This window comes from Streptomyces sp. NPDC088261 (assembly GCF_044740805.1).
Lineage (GTDB): Bacteria > Actinomycetota > Actinomycetes > Streptomycetales > Streptomycetaceae > Streptomyces.
The window spans coordinates 456,079-469,889 of the sequence record NZ_JBIURL010000001.1; the positions used below are offsets into that span (position 1 = coordinate 456,079).

A 13,811-nucleotide genomic window follows, 5' to 3' on the forward strand; every position below is an offset into this window, starting at 1 on the left:
TCTCCTGACGTCAACGAGAGCTGGGGTGATCCGGACATGTCCCGACCACGTGTGGGTGTGGCCGTGCTGACCATGGGGACCCGGCCCGTAGAGCTGCGGGCCCTGCTGGACTCCGTGGCCAAGCAGCGCGAACCGGCCACCCGGATCGTGGTCGTCGGCAACGGTTCCCCCCTCCCCCAACTGCCCGACGGCGTCATCGGCATCGACCTCCCCGAGAACCTCGGCGTCTCCGGCGGGCGCAACGTCGCCATGGAGAAACTCCGCGAGTGCGGTGACGTGGACGTCCTGGTCGACCTGGACGACGACGGCCTGCTCATCGAGGCCGACGTCATCACCCGTGTGGCCGATCTGTACGAGGCCGACCCGGAGCTGGGCATCGTCAGCTTCCGCATCGCGGACGAGACCGGCTTCACCCAGCGGCGCCACGTGCCGCGGCTGCGCGCCGACGACCCGATGCGGGCCGGCGAGGTGACCACCTTCCTCGGCGGCGGCCACGCGCTCTCGATGCCGATGCTGGCGGAGACGGGCGGCTGGCCGGACGCGTTCTTCTTCACGCACGAGGAGACCGACCTCGCGTGGCGCGCGCTCGACGCGGGCTGGAAGATCCGGTACGAGCCCGGCCTGGTGCTCCAGCACCCGCGCACGTCCCCCGCCCGGCACGCCGAGTACTACCGTATGACCGCCCGCAACCGCGTCTGGCTGGCCCGCCGCAACCTGCCCGCCCCGCTCGTCCCGCTCTACCTGGGCACGTGGATCCTGCTGACGGTGGCCCGTACCCGTTCCATGACCGGGCTGCGCGCCTGGTTCGGCGGCTTCGCCGAGGGCGTCAGAACGGCGTGCGGCACGCGCCGCCCGATGCGCTGGAGCACGGTACGGCGCATGACGGCGCTGGGCCGCCCGCCGGTCATCTGACCTGAGCGCGGGTCACCTGATCTGAATACGAGTCACCTGAGCCCACGTCACTCTCGCCACCTTCCTCGCTCTCCTCGCTCCCGTCCGAAACGCGTCGCCCCGAGGCCGTCTGGCCCCACCCCCCTCCTCATGGTTAGGCTCGCCTAACCCACGCCACGTCCCGGACCGACCCCGGGGCACCGCCGAGGAGGCCCCCGCCGTGTCCGTCGTGTCCGTCGTGTCCACACCCCTCGCCCGCCGGCTCACGGCCGCCGCCACCGCCGCCGCCTTCCTCCTGACGCTCACCGCGTGCGGCGGCAACGGCGCCGGAAACGGGGCGTCCGGTACGGACAGCTCGTCCGGGTCGTCCGGCGGGGACGGGGCACCGCCCGCGGCCACGCACACCCTCGCCACGGTCATGGGCGACGTGAAGGTCCCCCACACCCCCCGCCGGATCGTCGTCCTGGACACCGACGCGCTGGACTCCGTCGTCACCCTCGGCACAACTCCGGTCGGCGCCACCACCGTTGCCGACGGCGCGCCCCTCTCCGCCTACCTGCCCGCCGACCGCCTCAAGGGCGTCGAGCCCGTCGGCCTGATCGGCGCGCCGAACCTGGAGGCGATCGCCGCGCTCAAGCCGGACCTGATCCTGAGCAGCAAGGTCCGCGACGGGAAGAACTACGGCGCGCTGTCCGCGATCGCCCCCACCGTCTTCTCCGAGACCACAGGCCCCAGTTGGCGCCAGAACTTCGCCCTGCACGCCGAGGCCGTCGGCAAGAAGCCCGAGGCCGACAAGATCGCCGCCGCCTACGACGCGCACGTGGCCCGGCTCACCACCGCGCTGGGCGGCCCCGCCGAGGCGAAGAAGACGAAGGTCGGGTTCGTACGGTTCGTGGAGGGCGCCGACACCCGCCTCTACCTCAACGACACCTTCGTGGGCTCTCTGTTCAAGGACCTCGGCGTGGGCCGCCCCGCCAACCAGGACACCGCCGGCTTCTCGCTCGACGTCAGCCCCGAGCAGATCGACAAGGCCGACGCGGACGTCCTCTACCACTCCACGTACGGCGACCCGGCCAAGGCAAAGGAGACCGCGACCACCGCGGGCCCCCTGTGGAAGAACCTCACCGCCGTGAAGAAGGGCCACGCGTTCGCGGTGGACGACAACCTGTGGATGCTCGGCATCGGCTACACCGGCGCGGACAAGATCCTCGACACGATCGAGAAGACGTACGTCTCCGCGCGGCGTTGAGGCAGGCACCCTAGGGCGTGTCCGGCGCCCCGTCCGGCACCCCGTCCGGCACCCCGAACGTCGTCCACGCCGCGCGCTCCGGAAGCCTCAACACCGTACGTCCGGCAACGGCGTTGAGGATCGTCGCCGCCCGCCACGCGCCCAGCGTCAGGTCGGGGGCGCTCACGCCGTGCGTGTGCAGCTCGGCGTTCTGGACGTACAGGCCGCCGGACACGTGGGGCGCGAGGGTCACCCGATAGTCCGCGTCGACGCGGTAGCGGCCCTTCCCGTCCCAGTCCACGAGCTTCGACAGGGGCTCCAGGAAGGCGGGGCGGACCGCCGCGTACCCCGTGGCCGACACGATCGCCGACGTACGGACCTCGAACCGCTCGTCGCGCTCGGTGTGCAGGCAGGTGAGCCGGTACCCGCCCCCGTCCGGTACGGGCTCCGCCGCCACGACCGCCACGCCGGGATGCAGGGCGGTACGCGGCTCCGTACCGCCCACCGTCCGTTCGTACAGCTCGTCGTGGATCGCGGCCAGCGTCTCCTCGCTCACGCCCTTGTACAACTGCCACTGCTCCCGCACCAGTTGCTCGCGCCGCCGCTCCGGGAGCCCGCGGAAGTAACGGATGTAGTCGGGGGTGAAGTGCTCCAGGCCGATCTTGGAGTACTCCATGGGCGCGAAGGCGGGGGTCCTGGCGAGCCAGCGGACGTACGGCCCTGTCGCCCCGCCGACCATCCCCTCTCCCACGGGCTGCTGCCGCAGCAGATCCAGCACCACCTCCGCCCCCGACTGTCCGGCCCCGATCACCGTGACGTCGCCGAGACCGGCCAACTCGGCGCGGTGCGTGCGGTAGTCGGCGCTGTGCAGGACCCGGCCCCGGTGCTCGGGGCCGCCGGTGATCAGGGGCAGCAGCGGCTCGGGGACGACGGGCTGCGTGCCGACGCCCAGCACCACGTGCCGCGCCAGGACCCGCGTCGGGACCCCCGCCGCAGAGCGGTACGTGACGGCGAACGCCTCGGCGCCCTCGACCCACGCCAACTCCGTGACCCGCGCGTCGAATCGGCAGGACGCCAGGCGCCCGGCGACCCAGCGGCAGTAGTGGTCGTACTCCCTGCGGGGTATGTGGAACCGTTCCGAGAAGAAGAACGGGAACATCCGGTCGTGCTCCCGCAGGTAATTCAGGTACGACCAGGGGCTGGTGGGGTCGGCCATCGTCACCAGGTCGGCCAGGAAGGGGACTTGGAGCGTGGTTCCGTCGAGGAGCAGTCCCGGGTGCCAGGAGAAGTCCGGCTTGGCGTCCAGGAACAGCGCGCGCAGGCCGGGCACGCCGTCGCAGAGCGCGGCGAGGGAGAGGTTGAACGGCCCGATGCCGACGCCCAGGAGGTCGTGGACATGCGGCAGTTCATGTGCGTCCGTCTGAGGGGTCACAGCAGGTCCTCCTCGGCCCGGCCGGCGGCGACCACCGCGTGCAGCAGACGCTCCACCTCGGCCGGAGTGGTGTGGGGGTTGAGCAGGGTGAGCTTGAGCCGGACGCGGCCGGGGCCCTCGCCGGGGAGTTCGGTACGGCCGATGACGGCGCGGCCCTCGCGCAGGAGCCGGCGCCGCAGGGAGGCGTTGACGCGGTCGAGAACAGCCGGATCATCCCCCTCCCTCACCAGGTACCGGAACAGAAAGACGGTGAGCACCGGTTCGGCGTGCAACTCCAGGCAGGGATGCTCCCGTACGGTACGCGCCCCCGCCACCGCGAGGTCGTGGCACGCGTCGACGAGCCGCCCCAGCCCCTCCCGCCCGAGGGTCCGCAGCGTCACGGCGATCTTGAAGGCGTCGGCACGCCGTGTCGTACGCAGCGAAAGCCCCAACAGGCTTGGATAGCCCGCCTCTTCGTCGTCGGCCGGGTTCAGGTAGACGGCGCGGCGGGCCAGCGAGGCGTACGTCTCCGCCTGCCGCACCAGGAACACACCGGCGGCGGCCGGCTGCCACCCGAGCTTGTGCCAGTCGAGGGATACGGAGTCGGCGGCGCCGATCCCGTCCAGGAGGGGCGCGAGCCGGTCGGAGAGCAGGGCGCCCCCGCCGTACGCGGCGTCCACGTGCAGCCAGGCCCCGTGCGCGGCGGCCAGCTCGGCGCAGGCGCGCAGCGGGTCGACGGCGCCGGTGTCGGTGGTCCCGGCGGTGGCCACGACGGCGACGGGCACGTCCCCGCGACGCCGGCACGTTTCGAGGAGCGCGGCCAACTCCCCTTCGTCTATGCGGAGGTTGCGGTCCACCGGTACGGGGATCACCGCGTCCTCCCCGAGGCCGAGGAGAGCGGCGGCACGCTGGACGGAGAAGTGCGCGGCGGCGGAGGCGAGAATCCGGCCCCGGGGCCGGCCGGACACCCCACTGATCTCCACGCGCCGCCCGTCCGCACCCCCGTTGGCACCCCCGTTCACGCCCTCGTTCACGCCCCCGAGCACCCGGTCGCGGGCGAGCATCAGCCCCATGAGGTTGGACTCGGTCCCCCCGGAGGTGAGCACCCCGGCGGCGTGCTCGGGGTCGTACCCGACCATCTCCCCCAACTCCCGCAGCAGCAGGGTCTCCAGGGCGGTGCCGGCGGGCGCCTGGTCCCAGGAGTCCTGGGACGGATTGAGCGCGGAAACGGCGAGATCGGCGGCCACGGCGACGGCAAGCGGCGGACAGTGCAGGTGCGCGGCGCAGGCGGGGTCGGCGGGATCAGCACTCCCGGCGGCAAGCAGCCGGGTGAACCGGAAGAGGGGCTGATCGCGGCCCACCCCGGAGGCGGCGACACGCTCCTCCGGCGCCCCGCCGAATCGGCCCGCCCCGGCCGCGAACTCCTCCGCGACCGCTGCGGCGATGTCCTGCGGCCGGCCGGCGGGAAGGGGCCCGCCCCGAAGCTCGGCCCCTTCGGCGAGGGCTGCGAGCACGGCGGCCAGCAGGGGCTCCAGGGCCGGAGGGCCGCCGACCCCGCCGGAAAGGTCAGCGCTCAAGACAACCGCTCCCGCGGCGGGGCGCCCTCGCCAGGCGTCGGCTCGTCGGCCGCCTCCGCCTGGACGTCCGACCGGGCTGCCCGGTCCAAGTCCGGCGACGTCGTGACTCCCGTACCGGAAGTCACGTCGCCTCCGGCCACCGACCCACCGTCGGGGACCCGCGCCGATGCGCCCCGGCCCGGCGTCAGATACCCGAATCCGTGGGTCGTAGGTCCAACCGGCGCCGGGATGGGGCCAGTTCCACCCGCACCTTCACCTGCCCGCCGTGCCGACGTACCGTCACCGGCGCCGGGAGGCGCCACCGCACGGCGGACAACCCGCGAGCCGCCGGACGAACCCGGTTCGGGCACCGAGACCGAACTCGGACGAGGGCCAACGCCGAAACAGGCCTCGGGCTCCAGGCCCGAATCCGGGCCGACACCAGGCCTCGGACCGGGACGCGAACCCTGGCCGACACCAGCCCCCGAACCGGCCCCCGGACCGCGCTCGGGCTCCACACCCGGACCTGAACCGGACCCCGAACCCGAGCCGATACGGGCCCCCGAACCGTTCCCCGGACGCACAGAACCGGGGCCCGGGCCCGCGCCCGGAACCGGGCCAACACCGGGACGCGGGCGTCCACCCGAATCCCCACCAAAACCCCGCCCCCGCGCCCCCGCCGCAACCGCCGCCACCGCGTCGCTCACCCGCTCCAACACCGCCCCCGCCTCCCCATCCGTGATCGTCAGCGGCGGCAACAGCCGCAACGTCGCGTCGTACCGGCCGCCCAACTCCACGATCACCCCCCGCTCCAGGCACGCCGCCCGCACCCGCCGCGCCAGGTCCGGGTCCGCCGGATACGCGCCGCACGCGTCCAACGGGCCCTCCGGGTCGACCAGTTCGACGCCGATCATCAGCCCCCGCCCCCGCACGTCACCGATCACCGGCAGCGCCGCCCGCAGTTCCTCCAGCCGGGCCGTCATCCACGCCCCCACCGTCGCCGCGCGCGCGACCAGGCCCTCCCGGGCCACGTACCGTAACGTCGCCGCACCCGCCGCCATCGCCAGCGTGTTCCCCCGGAACGTGCCCGTGTGCGCCCCCGGCAACCAGCCGTCGTACCGCTCGTCGTACACGATCACCGCCAGCGGCAGACTCCCGCCGATCGCCTTCGACATCACCATCACGTCCGGTACGACCCCGCTGTGCTCGACCGCCCAGAACGCCCCCGTCCGCCCCACCCCCGTCTGCACCTCGTCCACGACCAGCGGGATCCCCCGCTCGCTCGTGATCCGCCGCATCGCCCGCAGCCACCGGTCCGGCGCGACCACCGCGCCCCCCTCGCCCTGCACCGCCTCCAGGATCATCGCGGCGGGCGGCACGACACCGCCGGAGGGATCGTCGAGGAGCCGTTCCGTGTACGTGACGGCCAGATCCGTACCCCCCTCACCCCCCACCCCGAACGGACAGCGGTACGGGTACGGATACGGCAGCCGCGTCACCTCGCCCACGCCCCCCGCCGCCACCGCCTCCTTCACCGCGACCGCCCCGCTCGCGGCCAGCGCCCCCGCCGTCATCCCGTGGTACGCCCCGGTGAACGCCAGCACCCCGCGCCGCCCGGTCGCGGTCCGCGTCAGTTTCAGCGCCGCCTCGACGGCGTCCGTACCGGCGGGACCGCAGAAGTGGATCCGCGCCCGGTCGGCGAATCCCTTCGGGAGGGTCGCGAAGAGCGCGTCGGTGAAGTCGTCCTTCTCGGGCGTGGCGAGGTCGAGGACGTGCAACGGCGCGCCGCTGTCGATCGTGCGCCGCAACGCCTCGCGTACGACGGGATGGTTGTGCCCGAGCGCCAACGTCCCCGCCCCGGAAAGGCAGTCGAGATACCGCCGCCCGTCCGCCCCCTCCACGGTCATGCCGTGGGCGCGCGCCGGGACGATGGGAAAGGAACGGGCGTACGTACGCGCCGAGGACTCCCGCTCACGCTGCCGCCGCAGAATCCCACCCTCGGGCGTCTCGGACGGAGCGGTGGGGTGGGGCACTGTCATCGGTACGGCTCCGGGGTACGACGAACCAACAGAACTTAGGCGAGCCTAACCTAACGCCCCGTCGGCCAAGCAGCAATCCACCGCACCCCACCCACCGACCCACCCACCGTCACGGAGTCAAAGCACGACACCAAACATCAGTAACAGCCCCCACACCCACACCCACACCGACCCCCACCGAAGGAACCACGGCCGCCGCGGGCGGAGTAGCGGCCCCGAGCCGCGTCCACCCCCAGGACCGCAACGCTCCGACGCCGGCCTCGTTCGCCGGATCGACCCGGAGGGTCACCAGAGCCGCGTCCGTACGGAGAAGAAGCTGCTCCACCATCCGCGTGGCGACCCCGCTCCTCCGGTACGCGGGAAGGACCATCAGCTCCGCGAGCCCGAACACCTGCCCGGACACGGTGAGTTCCTCGACGTCCCACGGCACATCCGCGTCGAGCCCACGCCACCACTCCCCGTCCCGGTCGAGCAGGAACCCGTACGCGTGCGCGGCCGGCTTGCCCCCGCCGCTCGCGACCACCATGTCGAACCCGGTCCGCTGCACATCCTCGGCGAAGGCCCGCAGGAACTCCTGCCGGTCGTGAAACTCCTCGCCGTGCACGCGGTGGTACGCCTCGACGTACACATCCGCGACGTCCTCCCGCTGCTGTTCCGCCTGCCACCGGCTCAGGCGCCGAATGAACACCTCTGGCACGTGCCCTCCCGCCCGGATGTACGTCAGCCCGCTGGACACCCGCTGTACGAGGCGTACGCGATTGTCCACCGCCACGTCCATCGTCGCAGGACACACACGATCACGGGAACACCGCTCAAGCCCCGCTTTCCGTAAATCCCGAGGATCCGGACACCGGAGTACGGTGAGAGAGGGGGACGTCTCAGAGGTGGGCCCCAGATGGACAGCACATGGATCTCGGTGGCGGTGGCACTGGTGACCACGGCACTCCTGGTGGGCGGGATCTTCGTGATCAGACGCCTGAACGGCCAACACAGGACCCGCAACAGCGCGTTCCCCTACGCAAGAAACCTCTGGGACCCAGAAGTCCGCTCCAAAACAACCCGCCACGAGACCCCCACAAACCCCCCGGACCACCACCGGCACTGACCACCCCGCCGGGGCGCCGATCAAGCCCGTCCGGCGATTGAGGACCGGGGCCCGGGGCAGAGCCCCGCAACGCACCGCAACACCACCCCCACGCTCAGCGCACCCCCACACCCCCAGCGCACCGCCGTCCGGCGTCATGGGACAGGATGACCAACATGCGCATCCTAGGCCTGGTATTCGCGGGTTCGTCCACCTCCAACCGCCAGGAGATGACGGACTTCCTCCACCACACCCTCTCCCTCGAACCCACCCAGGTCGAAGGCGTAGAAGCAGACCTCTTCACCCTCCCCGACGGCTCAACCTTCGCGGTGGCATCCCCCGCCGGCATGGGCGACACCCCCCGCTCCATCGGCTTCCTGGTGGACAACCTCACCGAGGCCGCGGAAACCCTCCGTGCATCAGGCGCCACGGTAGGCCCCATCGCAGAAAACGCCCAAGAACGCTACCTACACTTCCGCGCCCCAGACGCCCTACTCTACGAACTAGTAGAACGCAAGCCACTGCACCTCACATCGGCCGACTCAAAGATCACACGCTGATCCCGGCCGTCCTCATCCGAAGATTCCAACAGACTCAGTCGTGGCGCTGTCCATTCATCTCTCCATGCACCCACTCGATACACTCGGGCCGATCTCCGCTTCCAAGTCGGCAGAACTCTTCAAGTGCTGCCCGAATCTGATCGACCGGTAGGGCGCTTCTGGGGTCAAAGAAGTACGGCACCGCCGGGTCGGAAACAACACGCGGATCGAAATCCGGAGGACTTGGGTTATCAGAAACCCAAATATATTCCGAAACACTATCCTTCGTCGCACGCTCTTGCGTTGCAAACCAAACGAGCCCCCCGTAACCAGTCTCCAAGTTGACTGCGGCCTGAAGAGTGTTGTCGGGCCACCAGTCACGCGCCAGCTCCGAATGACGCCCGTCCGCGAACATGAGGGATGCGACTTCCCCTGGACTGATCCATGGCTGGTCAAGTCGCTCTGACCGCAATTTTTCCATGACCTCGGAAACTATCTCAGATTTCTCCGGCCAGCTCTCCGCATAGTAATAACGACCATGGATCACAGCGTTCAGAATCATGCACCACGGGCCTCTCTAAAAATTACAGAGCGGGCGGGAGGAGGACAACAAATAAGTCTAGGCAGCTCCCTTCCGGATCTCAGCCAAGGCGCCGACCGCTTTCCGGATAGACATTTCGAGCCTGTCGCCAGTCTCACGGACCAGTGCGCGAGCATCTTCGCCATCCCTCTGGAAATTCAGACTGGCCTCGAACTTAGTCCATGTTTCGAACACCAATCGAGTCTGCTCGTTGCTGGCACTCAACAAGAGGGCTACGTCCTGCATACTCCTACTAGAGCCCTTCACGTCTTCGAGGAACCAAATAGTGAAGAGTGAACTCTCCGTAATAAAACGCCCGACAAGCGCGCAGGCATCTTTGCTCAGAATATTACAGGAGAGCATTCTGATGGAAAGGTTGACCGCCGGAGAACTGGCCGGACCGAGCAATTCATCGGGAATGATCCACTGAGGAACTTCATCGAGCCACTCCCACCCTTCAGGCATAGACAAATCTCTTCACCCTCCGCATTCTCAGACAAACATACAGATTCTCAACCATCTCCCCCACCCTCACCTTCCGGCTCGACCCGGCCTCCGACATCGTCACCGCCGAGAACAGCGACGGCGACGAGATCGCCCTGTCGCCCTCCCCCGTGATGTGGGACAACGCCGGCTCCCCCGCCGTGACCGACGGCGAGGTCGGCGCGACCGCCCAGCCCACGGAACCCGAAGTCCTGCCCTCCGACACGGCGACCCCCGAGGACACGCCCGCCCCCTCCCAGACCGGGCCGGCCGCCACGCTCTCCCTGCCCGCCCTCGACGGCCCGTCCCCCGACTCCCACGGCGCGCTGGTTGAAGCGGAACTCGCGGGCGGCAAGTGGCTCGTCACCCCGGACGCGGACCTGCTGACCGACCCGTCCACGGTCTACCCCGTCTTCATCGACCCGTCGGTCAAGAAGCACGTACAGAACTGGACCACGGTCTACGACCGCCGCCCCGGCACGCCCACGTCCCTGGACCTGGGGCCCGACGCCCGGTGCACCACCACCGAGCCGTACGTCCGCATCGGGGCCGGAGAGATCACCTTCACCGCGTCCGGCGCCGACGCGGACCGCAACCTCGAATACCTGGACTTCGACCTGTGGCCCACCGGGAAGTGGGACACCGTCGGTGACCTGCTGAAGTCCACCGGCAAGGTGTCCGTGGGCGGCGACACCGGGAGTGCCCGCCGGACCACCCCCGGTTTCTCCACCAGCAAGCTGACCAACAACACGAAGTACTCCTGGCGGGCGAGGTCGTTCGACGACACCGGTTCCAGCTCCGGCTACGCGCCGAGCGGCACCCCCTGCCGGTTCATCATGGACACCGTCGCGCCCCGGCCGCCCGTCGTCACCTCCACCGACTTCCCCAACGCCGACGCGGCCCAGAACGGCTTCGGCGTCTCGCCCGAGGACAGCGTCTGGAGCACCACCCCGTTCGGCACGGCGGGTTCCTTCACCTTCCGCGCGCTCAACACCGACGTGATCCGGTACGAGTACGGCTTCAACTCGGCGAGCTACCCCTTCTCCGTGTCCCGCGCCAACGGCGCGGCGACCTCGGTCACCACGAAGATCTCGAGCGCCAAACCGCCGACCGCCGGGCCCAACGTGCTGTTCGTACGGACCGTCGACGCGGCCGGGCACGTCTCCGAGCCGAACAAGTACCTCTTCTACGCGTCGCCGAAGACCAAGGCCGACACCCCCGGCGACTTCACCGGCGACGAGCTGCCCGACCTCTTCACCGTCGCGCAGGACGGCCGCCTCTTCATCTACCCCTCCCAGGCCACCAACGACCTCACCAAGGGCACGGGAGACCTGGACTACTCCATGCCGGGCGCCTACCGCGGCAACCCCGACAAGGACCCGAACGGCGACACGCTCGCCGCCCAGGTCCCCGCGCCGACCGCGCACTTCGACAAGGCGCTGATCACCCACAACGGGGACATCTACGGAGGTGACGGGCTCCAGGACCTCGTCGTGCGCGTCGAGGGCAAGCTGTGGGTCTACCCCGGCGACGGCTACGGCGCCGTGAACATCGACAAGCGCCGGCAGATCCTCCTCCCGCCCGGCGCCCCCGACCCCGCCTCCTTCACCCAGATCCTCGCCGCGGGCGACGCCACCGGCGACGGCAAGACCGACTTCTTCGCCACCATCGGCGACACCCTCTGGGCGCTGACCGGCTACAGCGGCGCCACCGTCGAACAGGCCACGCAGCTCTCCGCCGCGCCCTGGGCGGCGCGGGAACTCGTCACCGCCCAGGACATCACCGGCGACGGCGTTGCCGATCTGCTCTATCGGACCGATGTCACCGGGCGGCTGTTGCTCCGGGCCGGGATCAGGCGGGTGGGTGGGGGTGGGGGTGTGGATCTCAACTCACTTGCCTCGGAGGCCAATTCGCAGGGCGGACACGATTCCGAGTACGCGGCGTCCGGATGGTCGAGCATCGCCGTGCCCCACATCCTGGGGACCCCCGACACCAACGGCGACGCCGTCCCCGACATCTGGGCTCTCTACGCCGACGGCTCCATCCGCGTCCATCTCGGGAGCAGGACAGCCCTCTCCGGCAGTGGCACCGAGGTCATGGGAGCGTCCGCGGGCTGGGCCGCCCGGCAGACGATCGGGTGACCGGCGGGCGGCGGGGCCTCGGGGCGTCGTGAGCGTCGTGCGGAAGAGGGATGCGATCAGTAGCGCGGTCGCGACCAGGGCGCCGCTCGTCCAGAGCGGGCCCAGGTTTCCGGCCCCGGTGTCGAGGGTCGTCGCGGCGGCGAGTGGGCCGGCGGCGGCGCCGAGGTTGAGTGCCGCCGTCGCGTACGCGCCGGCCATGGTGGGCGCGTCCGCCGCCTCGTAGAAGACGCGCGTGATCAGCGTGCTCCCCAGCGCGAACGACAACGCGCCCTGTACGAAGACCAGGACGCACAGGGCGACCGGTACGTCGGCCACGACCGCCAGGGCCGGCCAGCCCACGAGCAGCAGCGGACCCCCGACCGCCAAGACCGCCCCCGGACGGTGGTCCGACAGCCGCCCGGCCACGGTCACACCGGCGAAGGAACCGGCGCCGAACAGCACCAGGACCACCGAGATCCACAGATCCCCCAGCCCCGCCGTGTCCGTCACCACGGGCGCGAGAAAGGTGAAGCTGCCGAACGTCGCCGCGTTCACCAGCGCGCCCAGCAGCATCGCCAGGATCAACCGCGGCCTGGTCAGTACGGCCAACTCCCCGCGCAGCGAGGCCGGTCCGCCCGTCACCTCGTCCCTCACGCCGTCCGCCGGGACGCCCCTCAAAATGCCGAGAGCCGCCGGCAGACAGAGAAGAGCGACAGCCCAGAACGTGGCCCGCCAGCCGAACACCGTGCCGAGCACCGCCCCACCGGGAACACCGGCGATCGTCGCCACCGTCGTCCCCGACAGCAGCACCGCCACCGCACGTCCCCTCCTGTCGGACGGGACCAGCCCCGCGGCCGCCGTCAGAGCCACGGCGAGGAACCCCGCGCAGGTGAGCGCGGCGACGACCCGGGTGGCGAACAGGACCGGGAAGCTTCCCGTCACAGCCCCCGCGACATGGGCCGCCGCGAACGCCAGGAGGAATCCGAGTAGGACCGAACGCCGGGGCCAGTTGCGGGCAAGCCCCGCCACCAGCGGGGCGCCGACGACCATGCCGGCCGCGAAGGCCGGGGTGAGCACGCCCGCCGTCCCGACCGTGAGGCCGAAATCCGAGGCGATGTCCGGCAGCAGGCCGGCGAGCATGAACTCCGAAGTGCCCATGGCGAAAATCGCCATGGCGAGCAGGTACAGCGGAAAAGGCATCGAAGGCTCCGAGGTGAGGAGAAGCACGAGAGGGTCATCTCGTCACCGCCGCCGGCCCCCACGGGCACACCCGGTCCCGCCGCGGAACGCGGCGGCGACAACAGGGCTACGGGCTCGGGGCTTCAGGGGGCTGACGGCGTGTGACCGAAAGCCCCCACCGTGTCCGACTCAGGACTCGACATGCCTCGCACGCTACCCGACCGGCCCCCACCGGGGCAGCCGAGTTGCCCGGCAACGGCCGGTGTCACGGCGGGTCGTAGTCGGGGCACAGCTTCTGGCCGCACTCGCACTTGGGCCAGCGCAGGGCCGCCCCCGGTACGAGGTCGGCGTCGCCGTCGCCGACGCCGGTCTCGGGCTTCCGTACGACCAGAACGCCGTCCGTACCGAACTCCTCCGTCAGTCTCGCCAGCAGATGCCGCGCTTTGCTCTGTGTCATTTCGCCACTCGCCTCAATCCTTCCAGCACACGTTCCAGGAGTTCTTCCGTCACGGGGTCGTACAGCCGAGGAATCCGCTCGGGTACGAGCCGCCAGAAGCCGCCGCCGTGGACCGTGGCCTCCAGTTCCGCCGTACCGTCCGCCGTACCCGCGGCTCGCTCGCACATGGTGGGGGTGCGCCTTCCGTCATCGCAATGTCACCGTCTGTGCACCAAGCATCGGCAACTCTGCGTAATATCAGAAG

At 70.5% G+C, this 13,811-nt stretch carries 11 protein-coding genes and 2 pseudogenes; 4 read left to right on the forward strand and 9 right to left on the reverse strand.

The features are described 5' to 3' along the window. Nucleotides 1–36: 36 nt before the first annotated feature. Nucleotides 37–912: a glycosyltransferase gene (locus tag ACIODU_RS01940; RefSeq protein WP_356418356.1), complete on the forward strand. Its 876-nt coding sequence runs from the start codon at nt 37–39 to the stop codon at nt 910–912. 217 nt (nt 913–1,129) lie between these two features. After that, nucleotides 1,130–2,140, forward strand: coding sequence for an ABC transporter substrate-binding protein (locus tag ACIODU_RS01945; RefSeq protein WP_401763496.1), 1,011 nt, complete (start codon nt 1,130–1,132; stop codon nt 2,138–2,140). A 10-nt stretch (nt 2,141–2,150) separates the two neighbouring features. Here ACIODU_RS01945 and ACIODU_RS01950 read toward each other — a convergent pair whose 3' ends face one another. The 4 genes and pseudogenes from ACIODU_RS01950 to ACIODU_RS01965 all read right to left on the reverse strand — a co-directional run bounded on the left by ACIODU_RS01950 (nt 2,151) and on the right by ACIODU_RS01965 (nt 7,822). Continuing rightward, nucleotides 2,151–3,551, reverse strand: a complete 1,401-nt coding sequence (locus ACIODU_RS01950) for a lysine N(6)-hydroxylase/L-ornithine N(5)-oxygenase family protein (protein WP_401762819.1) — start codon at nt 3,549–3,551, stop codon at nt 2,151–2,153. After that, nucleotides 3,548–5,107: a pyridoxal phosphate-dependent decarboxylase family protein gene (locus ACIODU_RS01955; protein WP_401762822.1), complete on the reverse strand. Its 1,560-nt coding sequence runs from the start codon at nt 5,105–5,107 to the stop codon at nt 3,548–3,550. The genes ACIODU_RS01950 and ACIODU_RS01955 overlap by 4 nt, the downstream gene beginning before the upstream one ends. 629 nt (nt 5,108–5,736) lie before the next feature. After that, nucleotides 5,737–7,125, reverse strand: a pseudogene (locus ACIODU_RS01960) (diaminobutyrate--2-oxoglutarate transaminase family protein); the annotation flags it as partial. 109 nt (nt 7,126–7,234) lie between these two features. Continuing rightward, nucleotides 7,235–7,822, reverse strand: coding sequence for a GNAT family N-acetyltransferase (locus ACIODU_RS01965; RefSeq protein WP_401762824.1), 588 nt, complete (start codon nt 7,820–7,822; stop codon nt 7,235–7,237). 554 nt (nt 7,823–8,376) lie between these two features. Between ACIODU_RS01965 and ACIODU_RS01970 the strand changes: the two genes are divergently transcribed. Further along, nucleotides 8,377–8,769, forward strand: coding sequence for a VOC family protein (locus tag ACIODU_RS01970; RefSeq protein WP_401762826.1), 393 nt, complete (start codon nt 8,377–8,379; stop codon nt 8,767–8,769). Nucleotides 8,770–8,803: 34 nt separating this feature from the next. Here ACIODU_RS01970 and ACIODU_RS01975 read toward each other — a convergent pair whose 3' ends face one another. Then, nucleotides 8,804–9,310 (reverse strand): Imm1 family immunity protein, encoded by a 507-nt coding sequence (locus ACIODU_RS01975; protein ID WP_401762829.1) that lies wholly within the window; start codon nt 9,308–9,310, stop codon nt 8,804–8,806. Nucleotides 9,311–9,367: 57 nt separating this feature from the next. Beyond that, nucleotides 9,368–9,793, reverse strand: a complete 426-nt coding sequence (locus ACIODU_RS01980) for a hypothetical protein (RefSeq protein ID WP_401762831.1) — start codon at nt 9,791–9,793, stop codon at nt 9,368–9,370. Between the two features lie 152 nt (nt 9,794–9,945). Between ACIODU_RS01980 and ACIODU_RS01985 the strand changes: the two genes are divergently transcribed. Beyond that, a complete protein-coding gene (locus tag ACIODU_RS01985; protein ID WP_401763498.1) occupies nt 9,946–11,952 on the forward strand; it encodes an FG-GAP repeat domain-containing protein in 2,007 nt (668 codons plus the stop codon). On the opposite strand, the pseudogene ACIODU_RS01990 reads toward ACIODU_RS01985, so the two are convergent. The 3 genes and pseudogenes from ACIODU_RS01990 to ACIODU_RS02000 form a co-directional block, all read right to left on the reverse strand. Continuing rightward, nucleotides 11,953–13,131 (reverse strand): annotated as a pseudogene (locus ACIODU_RS01990) (Cmx/CmrA family chloramphenicol efflux MFS transporter); the annotation flags it as partial. It lies immediately after the preceding gene. A gap of 244 nt (nt 13,132–13,375) precedes the next feature. After that, nucleotides 13,376–13,567, reverse strand: a complete 192-nt coding sequence (locus ACIODU_RS01995) for a hypothetical protein (RefSeq protein WP_356418344.1) — start codon at nt 13,565–13,567, stop codon at nt 13,376–13,378. Continuing rightward, nucleotides 13,564–13,734, reverse strand: coding sequence for a hypothetical protein (locus ACIODU_RS02000; RefSeq protein ID WP_356418342.1), 171 nt, complete (start codon nt 13,732–13,734; stop codon nt 13,564–13,566). The genes ACIODU_RS01995 and ACIODU_RS02000 overlap by 4 nt, the downstream gene beginning before the upstream one ends. Nucleotides 13,735–13,811 lie beyond the last annotated feature (77 nt).

Coding starts and splice junctions, on each gene's coding strand:
- ACIODU_RS01940 (WP_356418356.1), top strand. CDS start 37: ATGTCCCGACCACGTGTGGGTGTGGCCGTGCTGACCATGGGGACCCGG.
- ACIODU_RS01980 (WP_401762831.1), bottom strand. CDS start 9,793: ATGCCTGAAGGGTGGGAGTGGCTCGATGAAGTTCCTCAGTGGATCATT.
- ACIODU_RS01995 (WP_356418344.1), bottom strand. CDS start 13,567: ATGACACAGAGCAAAGCGCGGCATCTGCTGGCGAGACTGACGGAGGAG.
- ACIODU_RS01975 (WP_401762829.1), bottom strand. CDS start 9,310: ATGATTCTGAACGCTGTGATCCATGGTCGTTATTACTATGCGGAGAGC.
- ACIODU_RS01970 (WP_401762826.1), top strand. CDS start 8,377: ATGACCAACATGCGCATCCTAGGCCTGGTATTCGCGGGTTCGTCCACC.
- ACIODU_RS01985 (WP_401763498.1), top strand. CDS start 9,946: ATGTGGGACAACGCCGGCTCCCCCGCCGTGACCGACGGCGAGGTCGGC.
- ACIODU_RS02000 (WP_356418342.1), bottom strand. CDS start 13,734: ATGTGCGAGCGAGCCGCGGGTACGGCGGACGGTACGGCGGAACTGGAG.